At 43.2% G+C, this 21,315-nt stretch carries 21 protein-coding genes, 1 tRNA gene and 3 pseudogenes; 17 read left to right on the plus strand and 8 right to left on the minus strand.

Translation table 11 applies throughout. The features are described from left to right. Positions 1–116, plus strand: a pseudogene (locus B9G53_RS29050) (DDE transposase); the annotation flags it as partial. 15 nt (positions 117–131) lie between these two features. Here B9G53_RS29050 and B9G53_RS12765 read toward each other — a convergent pair. Further along, positions 132–863: a tRNA1(Val) (adenine(37)-N6)-methyltransferase gene (locus B9G53_RS12765; RefSeq protein ID WP_094532871.1), complete on the minus strand. Its 732-nt coding sequence runs from the start codon at positions 861–863 to the stop codon at positions 132–134. A 69-nt stretch (positions 864–932) separates the two neighbouring features. Between B9G53_RS12765 and B9G53_RS12770 the strand changes: the two genes are divergently transcribed. The 7 genes and pseudogenes from B9G53_RS12770 to B9G53_RS12800 all read left to right on the plus strand — a co-directional run bounded on the left by B9G53_RS12770 (position 933) and on the right by B9G53_RS12800 (position 4,682). Next, positions 933–1,991: a pentapeptide repeat-containing protein gene (locus B9G53_RS12770; protein ID WP_094532873.1), complete on the plus strand. Its 1,059-nt coding sequence runs from the start codon at positions 933–935 to the stop codon at positions 1,989–1,991. A gap of 238 nt (positions 1,992–2,229) precedes the next feature. Beyond that, positions 2,230–2,427 (plus strand): annotated as a pseudogene (locus B9G53_RS29055) (transposase); the annotation flags it as partial. Then, on the plus strand, positions 2,399–2,893 hold the full coding sequence (locus tag B9G53_RS12780) for a transposase (protein ID WP_094532877.1): 495 nt from the start codon (positions 2,399–2,401) through the stop codon (positions 2,891–2,893). The pseudogene B9G53_RS29055 and the gene B9G53_RS12780, both read left to right, overlap by 29 nt. Before the next feature lie 160 nt (positions 2,894–3,053). Next, a complete protein-coding gene (locus B9G53_RS12785; protein WP_094532879.1) occupies positions 3,054–3,647 on the plus strand; it encodes a chromophore lyase CpcT/CpeT in 594 nt (197 codons plus the stop codon). Between the two features lie 101 nt (positions 3,648–3,748). Beyond that, positions 3,749–4,087: a YbaB/EbfC family nucleoid-associated protein gene (locus B9G53_RS12790; protein WP_094532881.1), complete on the plus strand. Its 339-nt coding sequence runs from the start codon at positions 3,749–3,751 to the stop codon at positions 4,085–4,087. Positions 4,088–4,165: 78 nt separating this feature from the next. Further along, entirely contained in the window at positions 4,166–4,411 is a 246-nt protein-coding gene (locus B9G53_RS12795; protein WP_094532883.1) for a DUF3134 domain-containing protein, read from the plus strand. Positions 4,412–4,451: 40 nt separating this feature from the next. Beyond that, positions 4,452–4,682 carry a TIGR02450 family Trp-rich protein gene (locus tag B9G53_RS12800; protein WP_094532885.1) on the plus strand — a complete coding sequence of 77 codons (231 nt, stop codon included), beginning with the start codon at positions 4,452–4,454 and terminating at the stop codon, positions 4,680–4,682. Positions 4,683–4,726: 44 nt separating this feature from the next. On the opposite strand, the gene B9G53_RS12805 is transcribed toward B9G53_RS12800, so the two are convergent. From B9G53_RS12805 to bcp, 3 genes are all read right to left on the minus strand, one after another. Further along, positions 4,727–5,830, minus strand: a complete 1,104-nt coding sequence (locus B9G53_RS12805) for a phosphotransacetylase family protein (RefSeq protein WP_094532887.1) — start codon at positions 5,828–5,830, stop codon at positions 4,727–4,729. A 147-nt stretch (positions 5,831–5,977) separates the two neighbouring features. Further along, on the minus strand, positions 5,978–6,865 hold the full coding sequence (gene folP / locus B9G53_RS12810) for a dihydropteroate synthase (protein ID WP_094532889.1): 888 nt from the start codon (positions 6,863–6,865) through the stop codon (positions 5,978–5,980). 76 nt (positions 6,866–6,941) lie between these two features. Continuing rightward, entirely contained in the window at positions 6,942–7,397 is a 456-nt protein-coding gene (bcp, locus tag B9G53_RS12815; protein WP_094532891.1) for a thioredoxin-dependent thiol peroxidase, read from the minus strand. Positions 7,398–7,597: 200 nt separating this feature from the next. Here bcp and B9G53_RS12820 point away from each other — a divergent pair, with 200 nt between their 5' ends. The 5 genes from B9G53_RS12820 to B9G53_RS12840 all read left to right on the plus strand — a co-directional run bounded on the left by B9G53_RS12820 (position 7,598) and on the right by B9G53_RS12840 (position 11,166). Continuing rightward, the gene (locus B9G53_RS12820; protein WP_094532911.1) at positions 7,598–8,239 is read left to right on the plus strand and encodes a bifunctional 4-hydroxy-2-oxoglutarate aldolase/2-dehydro-3-deoxy-phosphogluconate aldolase; all 642 of its coding nucleotides are present in this window, start codon (positions 7,598–7,600) and stop codon (positions 8,237–8,239) included. Between the two features lie 104 nt (positions 8,240–8,343). Beyond that, positions 8,344–8,772 carry a Holliday junction resolvase RuvX gene (gene ruvX, locus B9G53_RS12825; protein WP_094532893.1) on the plus strand — a complete coding sequence of 143 codons (429 nt, stop codon included), beginning with the start codon at positions 8,344–8,346 and terminating at the stop codon, positions 8,770–8,772. A 130-nt stretch (positions 8,773–8,902) separates the two neighbouring features. After that, positions 8,903–9,457: a DUF3727 domain-containing protein gene (locus tag B9G53_RS12830; protein WP_094532895.1), complete on the plus strand. Its 555-nt coding sequence runs from the start codon at positions 8,903–8,905 to the stop codon at positions 9,455–9,457. Then, the gene (gene mltG / locus B9G53_RS12835) at positions 9,420–10,511 is read left to right on the plus strand and encodes an endolytic transglycosylase MltG (RefSeq protein ID WP_254923646.1); all 1,092 of its coding nucleotides are present in this window, start codon (positions 9,420–9,422) and stop codon (positions 10,509–10,511) included. Before B9G53_RS12830 ends, mltG begins: the two co-directional genes overlap by 38 nt. Positions 10,512–10,623: 112 nt before the next feature. Beyond that, on the plus strand, positions 10,624–11,166 hold the full coding sequence (locus tag B9G53_RS12840; RefSeq protein WP_094532899.1) for a YqeG family HAD IIIA-type phosphatase: 543 nt from the start codon (positions 10,624–10,626) through the stop codon (positions 11,164–11,166). Positions 11,167–11,197: 31 nt separating this feature from the next. On the opposite strand, the gene B9G53_RS12845 is transcribed toward B9G53_RS12840, so the two are convergent. After that, complete coding sequence (locus B9G53_RS12845) at positions 11,198–14,194, minus strand: UPF0182 family protein (protein WP_094532901.1); 2,997 nt, start codon at positions 14,192–14,194, stop codon at positions 11,198–11,200. Positions 14,195–14,433: 239 nt separating this feature from the next. Here B9G53_RS12845 and argF point away from each other — a divergent pair, with 239 nt between their 5' ends. Together argF and B9G53_RS12855 are read left to right on the plus strand one after the other, a co-directional pair. After that, on the plus strand, positions 14,434–15,345 hold the full coding sequence (argF, locus tag B9G53_RS12850; protein ID WP_094532903.1) for an ornithine carbamoyltransferase: 912 nt from the start codon (positions 14,434–14,436) through the stop codon (positions 15,343–15,345). Positions 15,346–15,455: 110 nt separating this feature from the next. After that, the gene (locus B9G53_RS12855) at positions 15,456–16,559 is read left to right on the plus strand and encodes an adenylate/guanylate cyclase domain-containing protein (protein WP_094532905.1); all 1,104 of its coding nucleotides are present in this window, start codon (positions 15,456–15,458) and stop codon (positions 16,557–16,559) included. Positions 16,560–16,617: 58 nt separating this feature from the next. Here B9G53_RS12855 and B9G53_RS12860 read toward each other — a convergent pair whose 3' ends face one another. Beyond that, positions 16,618–16,806, minus strand: a complete 189-nt coding sequence (locus tag B9G53_RS12860) for a CPXCG motif-containing cysteine-rich protein (protein ID WP_094532913.1) — start codon at positions 16,804–16,806, stop codon at positions 16,618–16,620. A gap of 145 nt (positions 16,807–16,951) precedes the next feature. Next, a complete protein-coding gene (locus B9G53_RS12865) occupies positions 16,952–18,283 on the minus strand; it encodes a formylglycine-generating enzyme family protein (protein ID WP_094532907.1) in 1,332 nt (443 codons plus the stop codon). A gap of 237 nt (positions 18,284–18,520) precedes the next feature. Here B9G53_RS12865 and B9G53_RS12870 point away from each other — a divergent pair. Next, positions 18,521–18,593: transfer RNA gene (locus B9G53_RS12870), tRNA-His, on the plus strand. A gap of 145 nt (positions 18,594–18,738) precedes the next feature. Continuing rightward, positions 18,739–20,997: an ABC transporter substrate-binding protein gene (locus B9G53_RS12875; protein ID WP_094532909.1), complete on the plus strand. Its 2,259-nt coding sequence runs from the start codon at positions 18,739–18,741 to the stop codon at positions 20,995–20,997. Between the two features lie 208 nt (positions 20,998–21,205). On the opposite strand, the pseudogene B9G53_RS29060 reads toward B9G53_RS12875, so the two are convergent. Next, positions 21,206–21,315: pseudogene (locus tag B9G53_RS29060) on the minus strand (DDE transposase); the annotation flags it as partial.

Raw genomic sequence — 21,315 nt, forward strand, 5'->3', positions numbered from 1 at the left:
TGGATCGTTGTAAAAGTCTGGTCAAAAACTTTGACAGAACTTTAGACAATGCTAATGCGAGAATTCATCTTTGCTTTATCAGGCTTATGCTTAAGCGCCTCGCTAAGGCTTCCTAAGATACCAAATGGGTTCTATAAATTTAGATAAAAGTCTTTTACTAAAGCAATGTAATCTTGCGTGTACAGGTGTTTTCTCTCTTCGATGGTGATCGTCATTGTTTGAGTGGGATATTTCGTGCGGCTTAATTCCAGTAGCATCCGTTTGACTACACTTTGTGGAGTTGGTTTGACGTAAGCTTGGCGATCGCAGAATAAATTAAAACTTTGAGCCTTAGTGAGAAAATTATTAGCTAAATCGGTGGGATAAATAACTGCTAAATGTCCATTTGGTTTTAACAATTGCGATGCGATTTGGACAATATCAGTTTGAGAAAGGCTGTCACTATGTCTGGCTAAGTTTCTGGAATTTTGTGAAGGTTTAAAAGCGTTCTCAAAAAATGGCGGATTAGAAATAATCAAGTCGTATTGCTGAGAACAAGCGATCGCCCAGTCTTGAATAGGCACATGATGGATATTGATGCGATCGCGCCAAGGCGAACTCTCGATATTTTCTTTAGCCTGTTGATAAGCATCATGATCAATTTCCACCGCATCAATAAATGTATTGGAAGATGTATTTGATGATTGCGATCGCTGAGCCAACATTAGAGCTAGCAATCCTGTCCCTGTGCCAATATCCAGAATTTGAGCATTTTCAGGCAGTCTTGTCCATGCCCCCAACAAAATTCCATCTGTCCCTACTTTCATTGCACATTTGTCTTGAGCGATCGCAAATTGTTTAAAGTAAAAACAGGAATTTCGCATTTCTCTATTGCTAACCGTTATGATCTTGCCATATAGCAATTACTAATTCAACGCAAGTGTGACAACACGATGGATACAGCACTCACTTCTCAAGATATTTTGCGCCGCTATGCACAGGGCGATCGCGACTTTAGTGGGCTTAATCTGAATGGCATCAAACTTAGCGGTGCAAACCTGAGTCGTACCGATTGGCTAGATGTTAACTTATCTAAAGCCTATCTTAATAGTACCGTCTTCACCTTTGCTTGCTTGACCCGTGCAAATATGCGCGGAGCCTTAATGGTGGGGGCAAATCTCTGTGGTGCAAATCTTAATCAAGCAAGCATGAGTAATGTCAATCTATCCAATGCGGATTTGCATGGAGCTAGTTTGCAAGGAACGACGTTATTTGGAGCCAATCTTAGTCTTGCTAATTTAATGGATGCAAACTTAATTGATGCGGATATGCGAACCGTAAACTTAAGTGGGGCGAACCTTGTCGGTGCTTGTATGAAAGGTGCAAATCTCAGACAAGAAAGAGCGATCGGCGATCAACATGAAATTGATGCTGGTAAAAAGAAGCGCAGTACTGCGAATCTAACAGGGGCAAATCTGTCTGGTGCGGACTTACGTGGTGCAAATTTATCTGGGGCGGATTTACACAAAGCGGATTTAAGGGGCGCAAATCTGCAAGAAGCAACTCTCAGTGGGGCTAATCTGATTGAAGCGAAGTTAAATAATGCCAATATGCAGGGTGTCTTTCTCTCGGAGACTAACCTTAGTTGTGCCACGCTTTCAGGTGCGATTTTAAATAATGCCAAGCTGGAACGCGCCATCTTAATTGATGCAGACTTTAATGGAGTTTCATTGCGAAGTGCGATTATGGCAGATATTAAGGCAAGTCGTGTGCAGATGAAAGGAACTGATCTCACGGATGTTAAATTGACTCGAGCCGATCTCAGCCGCGCTAATCTTCATGGGGCAATTATGGTTCGCACTAATCTTATTGAAGCTTATCTGGCTCGGACAAATCTCGCTAATGCTGACCTGACCGACGCGATTCTCAATCGTGCTGAACTGAGTAGCGCTAATCTTGTCGGCGCGATTCTCAAGGGGGCGACACTTCCTGATGGCAAAGTCCATAAATAAATGAAGTTTGCGGTATTTTCTTTATTGTCTAAGCCTAAAATATTGAATTTTCTTTAGAGAAACCAGAAAAAACAAAATCATAAAATGTCTAGAAAAAGATACCCAACAGATTTAACAGATCAGCAGTGGGAAATTATCAAAGATATGTTTCCTGCGGCAAAATCTGACATAGCGCAAGGGAGAAAACGCACCACAAATCTATGAGAAGTAGTCAATGCCATCTTGATATTGGACAAGAAGTGGATGTGCTTGGGATAYGCTCCCGCATGATTTTCYGCCATCAGACACAGTATATATGTACTTTCGGCGATGGCAACKCAAGGGAATCATTGAAGRAATTCATGAAAAGCTGCGAGATAAGGTAAGAGAAAAGGCAGGAAAACAAAAAAACGTAACTGCTGCCATGATTGACCAAGACTACAGATGTTGGCGGTGAGGATCGAGGTTTTGATGGCAATAAAAAAGTCAACGGTCGTAGAAGGCATCTATTAGTTGACACGCTCGTAGTTGACACGCTCGGATTAGTATTGGTGATATTGGTACAAGCTGCCAACATTGCGGATGTGGTTGCTGCACGAACTGTCGTCATGGCTGGTAAATTAAGTCAACCTGAATTGGCACAAGTTTGGATTGATTTAGGTTATCGTGGTCGCAAATTCCAATCTTTGATGGATAGCTTGGGTATCAATTTAATGGATAGCTTGGGTATCAATTTAACTCTGTCCGAAAAAAGAGAGCAGGGCTTTAAGTTAGAACCTCGTCGTTGGGTTGTAGAACGTACTTTTGCTTGGCTTGGTAAGCAGCGAAGATTGAGTAAAGACTAYGAACGTCTTCCTGAAGTAAGTGAGGCTGTTGTTMATTCTGCCATGATTCCTCTCATGCTCAAGAGGCTTTCTGCTTAATCTTTTTTACAAATACCTTCTAATTTCTCAAGCAATAAATAACAACTTAACGATATATCGGCTGCGATCGCGCTTTTAATGATTATTCAGTGCAAATATTGTGGGAATAATATTGCTGATCTTGCCGATACACTGAACTTTGAGAAATTAGATTTGAAACATGAATATTTCTAGTCAACTTTTACAACTTGCATCATGGATGGCAGGTGAATTTAGCAACCGCGAACAATCGTTAGATCAACCTGTTTGGTTTGTGAACTTAGTCTGGTGGCAACGTCCCATCCCATTTAACGTTTTGGGCAGCATTGCCATCTTTGCCGAACAAGCCAATGCCCTGATCCTTGATCGCCCTTATCGTCAGCGCATTTTGCAATTTGTAGAAAATGACGGCAAAATTCAAGTGAAATATTGGGGATTTAAAGATCCTGCGGCATGGTCGGGGTCTGGACGCGATCACGATCGGCTTAATCAAATCACCATTAATGACATCGAACCCCTCTCTGGTTGCTTATTAGATATCTCATTTGCCAATGGTCGCTACAAAGCCGAAATGCCCAAGGATGCAAAATGTTGTTTTCAATATTTAAACGAATCGCGCCAAGTTGTCCTAGGCTTTGAGGTTAGCGCTGATGAATTTTGGAGTGGCGATCGCGGAGTTGATCCTGAAACAGGCACAGCCATTTGGGGAGCAACTGTGGACTTTTACAAATTCAGCAAAAAACAAGATTTTGGTAACGAAGTCCTAAACAACTAGCTAGGTAAAGAAGCCTAATAGTTAGCAATGACCGTACTTACCCGATCGCGCAGATTAGTGACATAATGTACAGGAAAACTTAGGATAAAACTGATACTGCTATGTCAGACGGAAAAGGATTTGGCTTTGGTTTAGGCAAAATGAAAGAAGCCTTCCAAAAAGCGCAGCAAATTCAAGAAGGCGCAAAAAAGCTACAGGAAGAATTAGATGAATTGCGTCTAACTGGTGAATCGGGCGGCGGCTTAGTGAAGATTACCCTAAGCGGCAACCAAGAACCTCAAAGTGTGGAAATTGCTCCTGAAGCTTTGAATGAAGGTGCAGAAGTTTTATCAGACTTAGTACTCGCAGCCCTCAAGGATGCCTATCAGCTTTCTACTGGTACAATGAAACAAAAAATGGAAGACCTCACTGGTGGCTTAGGTTTGCCCGCAGGTTTCTAAATTTGCAAGAAGTGTTTTCAAGTAGTGAGCTTTGCACACTGCTTGAAAGAGACTAAAGATTTTTATTTGATATTTTTTATGATTAACAACCCCGCTTTGCGCGTTCAGCGTCGCAACCAACCCGCAGCACTCATCCCTACGCAACAGGAAGTGTCTATCCTTGATTGGCTAGAGTCCACAGGGCGCTTAATTGCTAGAGAAGGTACTGAGTCGAGCTTAAAGTTTGATGATGAAGCTGAAGAATTAAGTGAATTGATGTTAGGCGATGACCCTAGTTACATTGATGATGACGACGACGACAATGATGACGACGATATTGATTAGACATAAAAAATGCGGCTAGCCGCATTTTTTATGAGGTGATATGACCAAAAAACAAAAATTTCCGCATCTAATTGGGTCTAAATGGACAGCGATGCAAGAAAACTTTGGGTGGCGACATTTTGTGGTGGTAAATCGCAAAAATGAAGGAGATTTAGTTTTTGCAGAAATCAAAGCAGCTTGTGATGACTCCGTAAGGTTTTGGCTCAATGCTAAGGCTCTAAAAAGGCGATCGCTATGGCTACCTGGTTGGAAAACCTTACAAGAAATGTAAAATCCCCAAAGAAAGAGAGAGCGCAAAGCGCTCTCTCTTTCTTTTTAAGCTGTAGCTAGAGCTTTAATGTTCATGAGTTTCAAGAAGCGATCAAAGTTGAAGTGTTTGCCCATCATGTCGCAAATGCTGGTTACTTTAACTCCCTCATGCAAGCGCACTTGCCCTAGACAACCCTCGATAATACTGACCGTGCTGAGGGTATCTTTGCTGACTGAGAGGATCGGCACACCTAATTCCATAGCCTTATGAGCGACATCATCACTAATAAAAGGACGACCTGTCAGAATTATGCAATTTGTTGATGTTTCTAGTGCGGCAAACTGGAGATCGATGCGGCTACTACCTGTAATTACAGCTTTGTTGTAGGACTTACGGAAATAGCTTTGGGCGGAGTTGACATCCATCGCCCCAATTTTGAGTTCCTCAACCATGATTTTGCCTAAATCAATATTTTCAGGACGGCAGAGGATGTTTGCTCCCAGTTGCTCGATAATTTCCGCGACGCTCACACTTCGCAAAGTGCGGTTCTCAGGCATGAGGGCAAATACGGGAATGCCTTGATTTTCAAGATAAGGGTGGAGAATCTCCAGCGCTGTTTCGTATTGCTCATCAGGAATGTCATTGATCACCACTCCTAACAGGCGATCACCAAAGCGTTGTTTTGCCATCAAGATATGGTCAACTACTAACAGCGAGCCAAATCGCATGACCAACAAAATAGGAGCTTCAAGTTGATCTGCCATTTCCTCTAGGGAAAGCCCAAAAATCGCACCTTCAGCCGTATTAGCCGGAGCTTCTAAAAGTACGAGATCGCCTTCAATTAATTTTTTATATTCATCCAGCTTATTGCTGTAGTCATCTGTATCTTCACCAGATAGACGACGCTGAAGGGCGGCTCGGTCAAGGTTAAGGAGAGTGGGTCGCAAAAGTGATTGCGGCAAATTTAGCGCTTGCTTAATAAATTCCACATCAGCTTCAGTGCGTTCGGCTGATTCGGGTAATTCTTTGGTCGTAAAAGTACCTATTGGCTTACCATAGCCAATCTTGTAACCTTTAACTTGCAAGTTATATGTTAATCCCAGAATTGTTGCTGATTTTCCACTGCCTGATCGGGTGGAACCAATCAGCAAATGCTTAGCCTGTGGCACGTCTTGCCCTCTAAAAAATGATTACAAACTTTACTGGATTGTATTAAAGCCTACATCCTGTTTGGCTATTGTAACTGATGGACTGTTACGGATACTTTTTGATATTGGCAGTTATGCATGGAGATTATGCAATATATCGATAGGTTCTCAAAGCTCATTTTGTCGATATATTGCATCACTGATTTGACAAGCATCAAATATTTCTTTGGGATCATGTACTCGTAGAATATCTGCTCCCCCTGCAATACAGGCTGTACATGCGGCAATGGTTCCAAATAGGCGATCTTTAGGGTCGGGACGATCGCAAAGCTTACCAATAAAACTTTTACGTGATACCCCCATTAACAAGGGTGCGCCAACTTCTTGAAAGGCCTGCAAATTTCTTAAAAGTTGAAGATTATGTTCAGTAGTTTTTCCAAAACCAATCCCTAGATCGATCGCAATTAGATCCTTAGGAATGCCACAAGCTTTGGCGACCAAAATCGCATCGGCAAGAAATTGCTTCACATCCTTTACCACATCGCGATATTTAGGATTTTCTTGCATCGTGCGTGGTTCTCCTTGCATATGCATTAAAAAAATTGGCACTTGCAGCTTTCCTACTAGAGGTAGCATTTCAGAATCAAATCTGCCTGCGGACACATCGTTGAGCATATCGGCTCCTGCGGCGATCGCGGCTTGAGCGACACTTGCTTTGACTGTATCAACGGAGATGGGTAATTGGGGATATTCAGCTCGAACTGCTTCGATGATCGGCAAAATGCGATCGCTTTCTTCTTCAGCACTCACTGGCTGAGCATTAGGTCTTGTCGATTCGCCACCAATATCGAGAATGTCAATATAAGGCAGCATTTGCGCGACTTGTTTTAACGCTGCATCCCGTGAATTATATTGACCGCCATCGCTAAAACTATCGGGTGTAACATTCAAAATTCCCATCAGGTATGTGCGATCGCCCCAAATAAATTGGCGATCGCGAATTACCCAATTGGTTAATTTAGTTGAGTTAGCGGGCTTACTTTTGCTTTGATTCAATGTTTAACACCTCAGAAATTTTTACAGCGCTTGGTGCTATCAAGTAAAGAGGAGGCGCTTCGCGCCTCCTCTTTACTTAGATATCCGCGAGAACTTGGGCAGGATGGGGTTCGGCTTTGACGGCGAGATAAATTTTCTCGATTTTACCTTCTGGATCGATCACAAAGGTATTGCGGAAGATACCCATATACTCTTTTCCCATCATTTGTTTTTTGCCGTAGCTCTCGTAGGCTGTGGCAACTTGAGCTTCGACATCGCAAAGCAACGGGAAAGGTAAGTCAAACTTCTCTGTAAACTTTTGGTGGGACTTAGCATCATCGGTGCTAACACCAAAAATCAAGGTGTTTTTTGCTTGAAACTGAGCGTAGTTATCGCGAAAACCACAAGCTTCTTTGGTGCATCCAGGGGTGTTATCACGGGGATAAAAATATAGAACAACCCGCTTACCTTTGAGACTAGAAAGGGTCACAATATTGCCGTGGGTATCAGCCACGCTAAAATCTGGGGCGCGATCGCCTACATTCAAAGCCATAGATATTCTCTATAATTTGTTATCCAAAACATATTATGAAGCACGAAAGCCTATGAGGACATCCCAACTTTTGCAACCTCAGCAAGACAAGGGGCTTAAGCCCCTTGTTCTTTAGACGTATTCATTGGGTTTGCAAAAACAAAGCTTTGTGTAATGATCTTTGGCAGTTGATCGACAATGCAAATTTTTGCACAAAACCTGTGAATCCTTGGATCAGTTTGTTGCAGCAGCATCGCATTATTGCCGTTATTCGTGCTGATAATGTTGTGACTGCAAGGGAAATGGCACTTGCCGCCGCCGCAGGTGGGATTAAGCTGATCGAAATTGCATGGAATACCGATCGCGCCGAGTCCCTGATTCCCAAATTGCAGCAGGAGTTACCTGATTGCAAAATTGGTACAGGCACGGTTTTAGACATTGATAGTGTAGAAAGAGCGATCGCTTGTGGTTGTAGCTTTCTCTTTACACCTCATACCAATCCTGAACTGATTGCTAAAGGTGTCGAGAATAATATTCCTGTAATCGCTGGAGCGCTGACCCCGACGGAAATAATTACGGCTTGGCAGGCTGGAGCAGCCGCAGTTAAGGTTTTCCCAATCAAGGTATTTGGTGGTGTTGATTATCTAAAATGCTTACAGCCTGTGTTGCGCGATATTCCGCTCATTCCCACGGGTGGGGTGACGATTCAAAATGCTGATCAATTTCTTGCCGCTGGGGCGATCGCGGTGGGCATTTCTAGTCATTTGTTTTCACCAGAGGCGATCGCAGAAGATGACTGGACGACGATCATTGCGCGATCGCAAACACTAATACAAAAAGTTCAACCATTTCAAAACCAATAGCGTGTCGTGCAAAGCACGACACACAAATCCAAAAGAGAGTAGCGCCGCTACTCTCCTTTTGGGTTTTGCTTTAACATGACTAGCGACAGCTATAAAATTAATTTATGCAATATGCAGCGTTAGGGCTAGATGTCGGTAGAAAAAGGATTGGGGTAGCAGGATGCGATCGCCTTGGTATATCTGTGCATGGCATCACTACAATTACTCGTAAATCATGGGATGAAGACATGGCAATCCTGCAATCGCTAATAGTCGAGCGCGATATTGATACCCTTGTAGTTGGCTTGCCCTACAACATGGATGGTTCCCTCGGTCATCAAGCCAAACATGTCCAAAAATTTGCCAATGGTGCTGCCAAGCAATTAGGGATCTCAGTAGAATTTGTCGATGAGCGCTTAACCTCCTACGAAGCCGAAGAAATGATGCGATCGCAAGGTATTTCCACAAGACATAACAAGGAAATGATTGATCGCAAGGCGGCTGCACTAATCTTGCAACAATGGTTAGCGCTAAAGCGTCAACCAATCCCATAGAAAAATCTTGCAAAGCGAGACTTTTCTATAAACTGTCCCCTTTGCTGTCATAATGCTTAAAAGCGCCAAAAGCCTTATACAAGAGGGTTTCTCTGAGCTAGTAGTGCTATAGGATACAAAACAGCAATCTATGGAAGGATCGACGATCGTACTTAAGGATGACGCAGGTAAGAGCTTGCCTTGCACTGTCGAAACCGCGTTTAAAGTGGACAGCACCGAATATTTGTTGCTGCAACCAGTGGACTTTTCTGTGCAAATCTTTGCATGGCAAGAAACCGATGACGAAGAAGAAACTGAATTAGTCGATGTCACCGAAGAGGAAATTGATCTAATTTTCCCAGTAGCTCAGGCGGTTTTAGCAGAACAAAATCTTTCACTAAAACGTTCGGCACATACATTGACGGTTGAAGGTGAATTACCTGAGCCAACTGAAGAAGATATCATCGAGATCGATACCGAAGAAGATGGCAATTGTGGTGAATTTCAAGAACTAGCGCATTTCTACTACGAAGAGCAAGCTTTTTCTGTATTTACATCCCTCGATCCTCTGATGTTTATTGCTAAAGTAGGAGATGATGGTCAGCCTGAAGTCCTTACACCTGAGGAAATGGCAGCCCTTGAGCCTTATGTGGAGCAATATCTAGACCATGTCCTCAGCACAGAAGATGCCGAAGAAGAGTTCTAATTGGCTATTTTATGGTGTTGCCGTTCCCTTAACTATCCTTGTTACTGGCTTTGTTAGCAGTTCTTGGTGGATTTGGGCAAGTGCAGCACCTAGCAATATTGGGGCAAAAATTCGATTAACGATATCCGATGGGATGCCAACCCAAGCGATCGCCCAAGAGCTAGAATCAGCAGGCGTAATTCGTTCTAGCTTAGCTTTGCGTTTGTGGGTAACGTGGCAGTCGCTGCGAAGTAGTGAGTCAGTAGCCCTGCGATCGGGAACCTATGACTTTGCCACAAATCAGTCATTACCAGAAGTTGTAGCCCAAATCCAGACTGCCAAATCTTCGGAAGTAAGATTTACGATTCCTGAAGGTTGGTCGATCGCGCAAATGGCAAGCTTATTTGAAGAGCAGGGTTTTTTTGCGGCTAAGGATTTTGTGATCGCGGCTCAGCGGATCAGTCCAAGGCGACGCACTTGGCTCCCTGAAGATATTCCTAGTCTAGAAGGATTTCTCTTTCCTGACACTTATCAAATCTTGCCATCGGAAGCGACACCTGATCGGATTATTGATTTGATGCTTAATCGCTTCGAGGAAGTGGCTTTGCCGCTTTATCAAGACAATCAGTCTGGTAAACCGAAGGTCAAAATCAGTCTCAAAGATTGGGTGACTCTGGCAAGTATTGTCGAAAAAGAAGCGGTAATTGAATCAGAGCGACGGATCATTTCTGGTGTTTTCTGGAATCGCCTGAAACAAAATAAGCGCTTAGAATCCGATCCTACGGTTGAATATGGTTTAAATATTCGCCAAACGCCTGAAAATCCGCTCACGTTAGAACAGGTGCGGACATCTTCGCCTTATAACACTTATTTAAATGAAGGTTTGCCCCCTGGGGCGATCGCTTCAGTTGGCTTAGCGAGTCTCAAGGCAACTCTTGATCCAGCGACTACTGACTATTTCTTTTTTGTGGCTAAGTTTGATGGCAGTCATGTCTTTAGTCGGACTTTAGAGGAACACGAAAAAGCATTACAAGCAATCGATAAAAAAATCCAGCAAAAAACGCCCAAACAGTAAAACATGATATCCCGCGCGTAGCGCGGGATATCATGTCCTCTAACACTTTGCTCAACTGTTCTAACGCAAAGCGCTGTAAGATATTCTTAATTATTTAATTAACATTCTCAAAATATTTGTGAAAGCTTGGCAACTTATTGCTCCTGACCTAGTTTTGTCATCACCCATTTACGCGATCACGCCACAGCTCATGGAAACCTACGGGTTACGAGGCTTGATTTTGGACGTGGATAATACATTGATCGGTGATGATGAATTTGATGTATCAGAAAAAATTCATCTTTGGGTGGAGCTAATGCGTCCACAATATCCCATCTGGTTAGCGAGTAATAATTTTAGCGATCGCCGCATTCAGAGAGTCGCTGAGAGCTTAAACCTTCCCTATCGTAGTCGAGCAGCCAAACCATCGCGTCGTGTGGTACGTCAAGTTCTCGAAGCTATGGAATTACCAGCTTCCCAAGTGGCGATGGTGGGTGATCGCCTATTTACGGATACCATTGTTGGTAATCGCTTAGGTTTATTTACAATTTTGGTACAGCCTCCTTGTGAAGAGTTGGTATTCAAGCCATCGATATCCACCATATTTAAGGCGCGATCGAGTTTTCTCCGCAATTGGGAAATTTGGATTGCCCGTAAGTCTGGCGTAAAAATCTAAGAAATAGAGGTTGCATAGCAACCTCTATTTCTTAAGGTGGTGTGACTGGTGCTTCGACTGGGCGGATGATTGGCGGTGTAATCTCTTGCTCTGGCTTAAAGATGGCAGCGATCGCCTGTTGTAAAGTTTGAGCCATCACGATCCGATTTTCGTAGGCGACAATTACACGTACTAGAGTCGGCAATCTGTTTTGAGTTGATTCTAAATAGAGCGGCTCCACATACAAAAGCGATTGTTCAATGGGAATGATCAGTAGATTGCCTTGAATTACTCGTGAGCCTTGACGATTCCAGAGCGAAATTTGTTGAGAAATTACGGGATCTTGGTTAATTCTGGCTTCAATTTGTTCGGGTCCATAGACAAGAATTTGCTTAGGAAATGTATAGAGAAGAAGCTTGCCATAGTTCTCTCCATCTGACCTTGCCGCTAACCATGCCACCAGATTTGTACGTTCCTTGGGCGTAAACGGTAATAGGAGAATAAACTCCTCAAAGGGAACTTCAGGTAAACTTGTAATTAAATAATAGGGTTCCACCAGACGAGGTTTATCACCATAGACCTCATTGGGAATTTGCCACTGATCTTCACGGTTATAGAACACTTGAGCATCAGTCATGTGATAGGTCATCAAGCGTTCTGATTGAATTGAGAATAAATCCACAGGATAGCGTAAATGCTGCCGCAGTGGCTCAGGCATTGCACTGAGGGGTTTAAATAAATCGGGGAAAATCCTTGCCCATGTGCGGATAATCGGATCACTAGGATCAGCAATATAGAAATCCACATGACCATGATAGGCATCAATCACAACTTTAATCGAGTTGCGAATGTAATTAATTCCTTCATTGCCAATATCAGAATAGGGAAAGCGATCGCTGGTGGTATAAGCATCGACAATCCAGTAGAGAGAGCTAGGATCTTCTGCTTGGGCACTTGCTTTGGCTGCTACTAGATAGGGATCACTGTCATAACGTAAAAAAGGAGCGATCGCCTGAATCCTTTGCATGATGTTCCGCCGAAATAACAACTTAGTTTCGGGCAGGAATTCGGGAGTCACCGCCATCCGCCAATCATTTAGATATTTAGCAAACAACATCCGCCGCCAAAAGGAATTAAGGGAAACTCCACCTCTTCCATCATAAATGTTGTAAACATTATCATTGTCGCTAGGATAATCGAGTTCCTTAACCTTGGTTCCAGTCATCACATAGGTATTAGTATTCTCTCCGTAATAAATACGTGGCGCACCAATCGGAATACTCTCTCGCACAGCCTCGCTAGAAGTAGTGAGAGGACTGCCTTCGGTGATGCCAATATCTTTAATAAAATATTCAGGTAGTCCACCCGCACCAACACGATTGACTGGACTGAGGGTAAAGCCATAGCCATGGGTATAAATCAAATGCTGGTTTACCCAAGTTTGTGCTTCTTTAGGAACTGCCGTATAGTCCAATTCTCTCGCGGCGATGAGTACCTGTTGCTGACTAGCCGCAGTTTTGGATAGCTTCTCTTCATTAATCGTATAACGATCAATATCTGCATCAGGAAAACTATAGTAAAGACGGATTTGTTGAAGTTGGCGATTGGTGGCAAGTAGGGGTTGTTTATCCCAAAGCCGAATATTGCGAACCGTTAAATCATTATTTTGAATGGATTTTTCGGTTAATTTGCCCTGTGGATTAAAAACTTGAGAATTAATACTTTCGAGTCCGAATGCTTCACGAGTGAATGAGATTGTACGGTTGATGTAGGGCTGTTCGCGGGCTAGCTCATTGGGTTGCACGACCAAAGATTGTATGGCGATCGGCAAACCGACACCTAGCCCGATCGCCATCACCAGATATAAAACTAGGGCGAATACTATTGGCTTACGGCTTACAGGTTGGCGATGAAATCTAATCCACCGCAGAATTAAGTAAATGGCGATCGCGAAGGCGAGAATACTTAGTTCTGTGTAGACAGGCAATTGCACCACCGTATCGGTATAGCTAGCACCGTAGGAAACCCCACGCGGTGAATATAAAAGCTCGTAACGATTGAGCCAATAACTAAACCCAATCACCACCATCAACACTCCTCCAAGTCCGTAGAGATGACGCTGTTGATCGTGGGAAATGCCGATAAATTTACCTTCGCTCAGGCTATTTCCTGATAGCAAGTAGGTTAGGAGAACTGCGATAAAACCATATAAACAAATGCCAACTAGCCCAAATTCTAAAACTTCTAACGTGGGCAAATTGAATATATAAAAACTCAGATCTTGATTGAACACTGGCTCAGTGCGATCAAAACTAGTAGGCTGCAAGTAAGGAATTATTCGCATCCACTGACGTGAGACCGTCCATGCAGTGAAGACACTGATCAAGACAGCGATCGCTTTCAACACCAACTTGGGATAAACCAACAAGGTGATCGCCATCCCCATCGTGGCAATTGCCGACAACCTTTCAGTTAATAACTGCGTTGCCAATTGACCGAGCAGTTCTGGTCTGAGTAGTAAAGGTGCGATTGGGGCAATACTTGGCTGGCTTGATGCAGGTCGCCATTGCGCGATCGCCACCTGTCCATAATGCGTTACGAGCAAACAAGTTAGTAAACTCAAACCTAAAACTAGCGGCAAAAGCCAACGTAGCCGCAGAGATGTGGGGATATATTTTGAGGATATTGCTTGTTGCTTATTTAATTGCTTATTTAGTTGTTTATTAAGAGGCGATCGCTTGCGTAGTTTTGCTTGCCTCTGTTCGGTATCAGTAGGCAGATCGTCATATTTCCGTGTTTCGGCAATCTGCAAATTTCTGAAGAGATAGCCTAAGGCGATCGCGAAGATCACAATTCCTAATCCAATTTGCACGGCAAGCCGTAATAAATACATGGGCAAATAGCCCACCTCTTGAAACCATAGAATCTCGCCGACTAGTCGGGCTACAATCTCACTTCCAAAAACTAAACCTGCAATTCCCACTAATAGCCAAAGGTAATAATGCTTAGAGAGCTTGAATGTATTTAGTTTTAAGGAGGTTAACTTCATAGATTCACCTAGAAACTAGGTTTAATTGCATTGGGATGAGTTGTGAGAGTGCGCCCCGAAGGGGCGCACTCTCACAACTCAGTTAAGATTGCTATATTGCTTAGCAGAAGCGCTAAACCCATCGCTTTTTCAGGAAAACACTGCTTTGCATTACTTTCCCAGAAAAGCCATTTTTAATCAGGGTAAAGCGCTGTAAGTTGATGATACAGTCATTACAAGATCTTTTCTAACTAACAACAATGGGAAACCTTCAGGGACGCGATCTTCTTAGTTTGGCAGATTTGCAACCAAGCGAAATTCAGGAATTGCTGACACTTGCAAAACAACTCAAAGCAGGAGAAGTCCAGTTTGACTTTCAGCGTAAGACTCTTGGATTGCTGTTTCGCAAAGCCTCAACAAGAACGCGAGTTAGCTTTACCGTCGCCATGCATCAACTGGGGGGACATGTGATTGACCTCGATCCAAATGTGACCCAAGTCAGTCGTGGCGAACCCATAGAAGATACTGCCAGAGTTCTCGATCGCTATTTAGATGTTTTGGCGATTCGTACCTTTGAGCAAGCAGAATTAGAAACCTTTGCCAAATTCTCGAAGATCCCGATTATCAATGCCCTCAGCGATTTAGAACATCCATGCCAAGTGCTTGCAGATTTGCTAACCGTGATGGAAAACTTCGGCTCTTTGAAAGGGCTAACCCTTACCTATCTCGGTGATGGTAATAATATGGCACATTCTCTGATGATTGGTTGCGCCCTTGTGGGGATGAATGTGCGGATTGCCTCACCCAAAAACTTTATGCCAGATCCCACCATTGTCGCTCAAGCCAAAGCTTTAGCTGAAAATTCGGAAGTTATTGTCACCGAAGATCCTAAATTAGCATCACGGGCTGCTCATGTCCTTTACACCGATGTATGGGCAAGTATGGGGCAAGAGTCAGAAGCAGAAGATCGCATTCCCATTTTCCAGCCCTATCAGTTGAATGCAGAACTAATGGCTTTAGCCGATCAACAAGCGATTGCTCTGCATTGCTTACCAGCCCATCGTGGTGAAGAGATTACTGATGAAGTAATGGAAGGCTCACAGTCACGCATTTGGGATGAAGCCGAAAACCGTCTTCATGCTCAAAAAGCTTTGCTAGCTAGCGTTCTCTAGAATAAAGCCGCACAAAGCGGCTTTATTCTCATTTTTTGGGAAGTACATTTGAGACGCATCAGTTCATAAACAGCCAAATTAATCGCCTTAGCGATATTGAAAATGTAACTATGCTAAATCTCTTTAATTCATCAAAAAACAGGACTAATCAGGCGATCGCCCAAGCGGTAAAGTCCTTGGTTCAGTATGGAGTTAGCACGATTGAGCAGGGTAATTTCATCGATTTTTTACAGGGGCAAGATAGTCGATTTCTCTACCATACCAATCCTCGTCTCATTGCTGAACAATTAAAACTCTCAGAGCGCGAAACCTTAAAGCTTTTAGTAATGTCGCTGAAGGAAGGAATTGTGACTCTGAATTGGGATATTCAATGCCCTAAATGTCAGGGAGTTGATTTTGCGGGAACTCAATTGGGCGAGCTTAAAACATGGCATGTTTGTCCCGTATGTCATTATAAGCATGAATCTGATGCTGACCAACAGGTACGAGTCACCTTTAGTATCGATGAACGATTGCGATCGCTACCACAGGAAGCAAATGATCCAGTATTTCGCGCTCATAACGATGCAAAATATGGCGTAGTTTCAGGACATCGGCTCTTAACCTTACAAATGTTTCGCGAGCTATTTCCCCGTGAAACCATGCCTCCCAATGAAAGTTTACTGATTCGACAAGTCACTATTCTTTTTACTGATTTAGCTGGCTCTACTGCTCTCTATAGTCAAAAAGGGGATTCTCAAGCCTATAGTCTGGTACGTCAACATTTTGACTTTCTCTTTGAAATTGTTGATCAGCATAATGGAGCCGTAATTAAGACGATCGGTGATGCAATTATGGCAACATTTACTTCGCCAGATGATGGACTCAAAGCCGCGATCGCCATGCAGTCAAAAATGCAAGATTTTAATCGTCGTTTTGAATCTGCGGAGCAGCAACTAATTCTCAAAGTTGGTGTCCATGCGGGTGCTTGTATTAGTGTTAATCTCAACGATCGCTCGGATTACTTTGGCACAACCGTTAACACAGCAGCAAGAGTCCAAGGACTAAGTGAAGGCAATGACATTGTATTCACGACCTCTTTACGCAATCAAGCTCAAGCGATCGAGGCGATAAAACATTATATTTGCGAAGAGAGTTCTGTATTTTTAAAAGGTTTAAGTGAACCAGTATCGGTTTTTCGGATGAGAGCTAATAAGGACTTTGCTGTAAAATAAAGAACCAAATTTTTGATAGCGCGGCAAAGCCGCGCTATCAAAAATTTGGTTCCTTACTCTAACTTTCTGGTTCACTGTTAATTTCAATATCTAGGGTGTCTTCGTCAATCTGAATATACAAAATATTGGGCTGACAACAAACCTGACAATCTTCCACATACGACTGCTGCATTCCCCCACTGAAATCCACAAAGGTCGTATTGGTTTCCCCACAAAAAGCGCAGGTATATTCAGCAGTATCTTGCATGGTTAAAAATCGTATTGTACGCGATTTGATGAGTTTCTCAAAATAGAGCAATGCATGTTTTTCCAAATAAATGAAGGCAGCACTTTGCGCTGCCTTCATTTATTTGGAAAAACACAAAACGGCTTAGCCGTTTTGTGTTTTGGTATTAGCTGACCAATGCCGAAATAACTACGCGAAAGCCGATGTCGTTATAGCGATCGCTTTGCCAATGCCATTCACGACTTGCAGCGCGACATAACCGTGCTTCATTGCTCCATGAGCCGCCTTTACGCACGCGCCGACTGCTATAGCCATCGCGTACCCATGCCGATCCATCCGCAGGTGCGCCATTAAAATTATCGTGCCACACATCCTCACACCATTCCCAAACACCACCATGCATTTCGTATAGTCCCCAAGGGTTGGGGACTTTCTGCCCGACAGGATGCGATCGCTTATTAGCATTGTCCATAAACCATGCATAATCAGCAAGTTGGGTGGGACTATCATCAAAATGGTATGCCGTATTTGTGCCAGCCCGACAGGCATATTCCCATTCAGCTTCGCTGGGTAAGCGATAAAGATGTTGCGATTGCCCTGCTAATCTACGACAAAAATCTTGAGCTTCTAGCCAAGAGATATTTTCCACAGGTGATTGCAGATTTTCCCGAAACATGGCGGGATTAATCCCCATAATCGCTACCCATTGCTCTTGAGTAACTGCAAATTTTGCCATGTAAAAAGCAGGAACTTGTACCTCAGATATGGGAGATTCGCTCTCTCGTCTGCCGATTTCATTGGGTGGCGAACCCAGCGCAAATCGTCCTGAAGGAATTCGCACCATTTCCATATAGATACCATTACCCAAATTATCACGAAAGGCTTTGTCTCCTCTCTTGATCGGATCTTTGGGTGGTTCAGGCACTGGTCGCGGTTCAGCAATGATGATCGGGGTTGGTTGGGGCTTGAGCTTTTCCAGCAATATCGCTAATGTAAAACCTGCGATCGCTGAACTAGCGCTAATTATTAGCTGGCGACGATTAATCATAACGGGGATTTTGACAAGCGATTTTGCCCACGCTTGCCCGATCGCTAAAGCTTTAACCGTAGAAACTTCTGAGGGCTTTTTTACTTCTGAATCATTTGCTTCTGGATCTGTAAAATCATTAACTATTCGGCTAAATTCTTCTAGATATTCATAACCTTCCAAATATTCACGCACCAAATAGCAATTCTCTTCTTCTGTAAAAAAAGCTTGGACTTTAGGGGCTAGCGTATAGTTTTGTCCAATTTCATAAAGCTTCGTGGCGATCGCTTCATGATCTAGGGTGCTTTCGCCTGAAATTTGCCAGAAATAAACTACACAAAAAGGCTTAGGTGCGATCGGTATTTCTAAATTTTCGGCTAGATAGACGGATAAGGCGATCGCACCAACTTGTTTAATACCTATGGTTTGGCTTATGCGATAGCGATTGCTAAGAATGTGGTCTACATTCATTTATGTCTAGGCTCATTAAGGTGATTTCCCATTTAAAATTTACCCCACCCTAGCCCTCCCCTTGCAAAGAGGAGGGAACAAGATTTCTAGTTTTCCCCCTTTGGCAAGGGGCAATTAAAGAGGGTTTTGAGACTTAAGTTTAGACAAAGTGCTGATTCTTGCTGAATTACTAGAAATTTTTAAAAAAGGGCTTGTGTAAATGCACAAGTCAGTAGTACTATAAATAACGGTTAAATGGCGAGTGTAGCCAAGTGGTTAAGGCAGTGGTTTGTGGTACCACCATTCGTGGGTTCAATTCCCATCATTCGCCCTCAAAATTCAAAATCACAGACGAAAAGAGGTCATTTTGTGACCTCTTTTCGTTTTGGGTGTTTTGACGGTATCTCAAAGCCATAAAATTGCGAGACAGTTTAATTTACGCCTTAGCAATTTTCAAATAGGACGGCTGCAATTTCATGGGTAAGACAGTTGTAAGGTTCTGTGCGATCGCATTGACCACCCTCTTGATCGTGGTATCCCTTGGCGGCTTATATCCGCAAGGATTGAGGGCTGAAGGCAATACGATCTCGATCGCGGTAGCTGCATCTCTGAGCGGAGATGCAGCCAGTGGTGGGCAGGAAATCGTTGATAGCATCAAGCTATATATTGATACGACCAATCGCGAGGGGGGGATTAATGGTCGTCAGCTTAAGTTAAATATTTATGATGACAAGGGCAATGCTGATGGGGCAACTCAAGTTGCTAACGACATTGCTAAAAGTGATGCACTAGTGGTATTGGGGCATCGCTCTTCCGATGCCTCGATCGCTGCTGGCAACATTTACCAAGATAAAAAATTACCAGCAATTACGGGTACGGCGAATAATCCTAAAGTTACCAGCGATCGCCCGTACTATTTTCGGATTATTTATACCAATCCCGATCTAGCTAAAACCTTGTCAATCTATGCACAGCAGGTACTCCAGTTCAAGACGGCAAGTGTGATTTATGACAAAGCTAGTAAAAATGAACAGACTCAATCGGAAGTAATTAAGTCAGCCTTTGAAGCCAATGGTAATGGCAAAATACAAAAGACTTGGGCGATCGATTCTGATCCAGCTAATCGCAAAGCCTCAGTGCAGCAAATCGTCAATGAATTAGCTGCTGAGCCTGAAGCAGGAATTTTATTTTTAACCATGTCCAAGGAGGATGTTGCCGAAGACTTTTTGGTGGCGCTCAAGCAGAAAGGGCTAAAAAATCCTGTTTTAGGGGAGCAAGCATTGGGAAGGGAATCCTTTGCGAAGCGATTTGAGAAATATGATGAAGAGAAGAAAACGGCGGGATTCTTTACCGATGGCATGTATGTACCATTGCCGATCCTGTTTGATAGTGCAGGAGCCGATGCCCAAGACTTTCTAGCGGCGTATCAAAAAGCCTACAACAAGACTCCTTCCTATTTAGGAGCAAAGTTTTATGAGGCAGCGATCGCAGCAGTGGATGCAATTCGTAAGGTTAATCCTAAAGGCACAAATGTAGAAGGCGATCGCGAACAGGTGCGAGATGCACTAGCGAAACTAAATAATCGTAAGGTGGGCATCAGAGGCTTAACGGGGTTACTTTATTTCAACAGCGATCGCAATAGCGATCAGCCCGTGCGCCTTGCTCAATTCCAAAATCAAAAATTGATTTCTGCATCCCAACAATTTACGCCGATCGCTAATCCTGAGCGCTTGAATTTACCAAAAGAAATCCAATCTGGAAGCATTGTTCAATCTGGCAATCAATATTTTTGGCGGCAGCGTGTAGTTTATGCGGGAATGGATATCAATAAGCTGAATCGCATTGATAAGGCAACTTTTACCGCCGATTTTTATGTGTGGTTCCGCTATAACGGCAATGATGAACCTACGGAGATTCAGTTTCCTGATGCAGTCAGTAATAGTGTTAATCCCACTGCACCTGTATTTGATGGTAAAGCCCCAATCAAAGCCCAAGTTGTCAATGGCTTAAACTATCGGCTCTATCGGGTGCGTGGTGAATTTCGGAATGCCTTTGATTTCCGCGATTATCCCTTTGATTCGCAAAGATTAAACTTGCGGTTTGATAATCCTAATCTATCGACTGAGAGATTGATCTATGCGATCGATAAGGTTGGCTTAAGATTGCCAAGACCTGAAGCCGAGGAACGCAAACCATTCCAAGGGCTTCAGCTTTGGAATTTTAAAAATATTACCTATTTCCAAGACTCATCACGCAGTACTTCCACTCAAGGCGATCCTGATTTGTTTCAGTCAAATGCTCAAGTGGAATACCCTGGGTTAAGCATTCGCATGACTTTTCAGCGCAAGACCTTAGTATTTCTCTCTAAGAACGTGTTGCCGTTGATTTTGCTTTCGCTTTTAACCTATTGCTGCCTATTCTTCCCCTATTCGATGTTTGTGCCACGCACGATGGCTCCTGCCTCAGCGTTACTATCAGGAATTGTGTTGTTGCTTTCCTTTAACAATCAACTTCCTGAAGTTGGCTACACCGTAGCGATGGAATATGTGTTTTATGTTTATTTCTGTTTATGTTTACTACCAATTCTGGTCACAGTAATCGGCACAAAACTGGAAAAAGATGGGCATAAAAAAGCCTTTAAATACTTAAATATCGCTTCTTGGATTGTCTATCCATTGATTTTGATCATCACTATTTCGACTTTTGCGATCACCTATAGCGATCGCTTAGTCTAGAACAAGCCCAGAATAAAAGTTCTGGGCTGCAAATCCATTAAATTGTACTTGCAATGAAAACACCAAGATGCTGTAGGGGCTTAGCATTTGCGCCACTATTTCTAGGCGCATCACAAAAAAATTTGATTTGCAAATGCTAAGTGAGTTTTTGGGCAGAGCATTCCCAATTGAAGAGGAATTGAGAAACTTATAGAACCCATTTGGTATCTTAGGAAGCCTTAGCGAGGCGCTTAAGCATAAGCCTGATAAAGCAAAGATGAATTCTCGCATTAGCATTGTCTAAAGTTCTGTCAAAGTTTTTGACCAGACTTTTACAAC

It is taken from the genome of Pseudanabaena sp. SR411 (assembly GCF_002251945.1).
Classification (GTDB): Bacteria; Cyanobacteriota; Cyanobacteriia; order Pseudanabaenales; family Pseudanabaenaceae; genus Pseudanabaena.

What these genes read in the sequence shown, in the direction of transcription:
- B9G53_RS12855 (WP_094532905.1), top strand. Translation starts at nt 15,456, where the DNA reads ATGCTAAATCTCTTTAATTCATCAAAAAACAGGACTAATCAGGCGATC.
- argF (WP_094532903.1), top strand. Translation starts at nt 14,434, where the DNA reads ATGGGAAACCTTCAGGGACGCGATCTTCTTAGTTTGGCAGATTTGCAA.
- B9G53_RS12785 (WP_094532879.1), top strand. Translation starts at nt 3,054, where the DNA reads ATGAATATTTCTAGTCAACTTTTACAACTTGCATCATGGATGGCAGGT.
- B9G53_RS12765 (WP_094532871.1), bottom strand. Translation starts at nt 863, where the DNA reads ATGCGAAATTCCTGTTTTTACTTTAAACAATTTGCGATCGCTCAAGAC.
- B9G53_RS12860 (WP_094532913.1), bottom strand. Translation starts at nt 16,806, where the DNA reads ATGCAAGATACTGCTGAATATACCTGCGCTTTTTGTGGGGAAACCAAT.
- B9G53_RS12845 (WP_094532901.1), bottom strand. Translation starts at nt 14,194, where the DNA reads ATGAAGTTAACCTCCTTAAAACTAAATACATTCAAGCTCTCTAAGCAT.
- mltG (WP_254923646.1), top strand. Translation starts at nt 9,420, where the DNA reads ATGTCCTCAGCACAGAAGATGCCGAAGAAGAGTTCTAATTGGCTATTT.
- B9G53_RS12795 (WP_094532883.1), top strand. Translation starts at nt 4,166, where the DNA reads ATGATTAACAACCCCGCTTTGCGCGTTCAGCGTCGCAACCAACCCGCA.
- B9G53_RS12875 (WP_094532909.1), top strand. Translation starts at nt 18,739, where the DNA reads ATGGGTAAGACAGTTGTAAGGTTCTGTGCGATCGCATTGACCACCCTC.
- B9G53_RS12770 (WP_094532873.1), top strand. Translation starts at nt 933, where the DNA reads ATGGATACAGCACTCACTTCTCAAGATATTTTGCGCCGCTATGCACAG.
- B9G53_RS12790 (WP_094532881.1), top strand. Translation starts at nt 3,749, where the DNA reads ATGTCAGACGGAAAAGGATTTGGCTTTGGTTTAGGCAAAATGAAAGAA.
- B9G53_RS12830 (WP_094532895.1), top strand. Translation starts at nt 8,903, where the DNA reads ATGGAAGGATCGACGATCGTACTTAAGGATGACGCAGGTAAGAGCTTG.
- B9G53_RS12865 (WP_094532907.1), bottom strand. Translation starts at nt 18,283, where the DNA reads ATGAATGTAGACCACATTCTTAGCAATCGCTATCGCATAAGCCAAACC.
- B9G53_RS12800 (WP_094532885.1), top strand. Translation starts at nt 4,452, where the DNA reads ATGACCAAAAAACAAAAATTTCCGCATCTAATTGGGTCTAAATGGACA.
- ruvX (WP_094532893.1), top strand. Translation starts at nt 8,344, where the DNA reads ATGCAATATGCAGCGTTAGGGCTAGATGTCGGTAGAAAAAGGATTGGG.
- bcp (WP_094532891.1), bottom strand. Translation starts at nt 7,397, where the DNA reads ATGGCTTTGAATGTAGGCGATCGCGCCCCAGATTTTAGCGTGGCTGAT.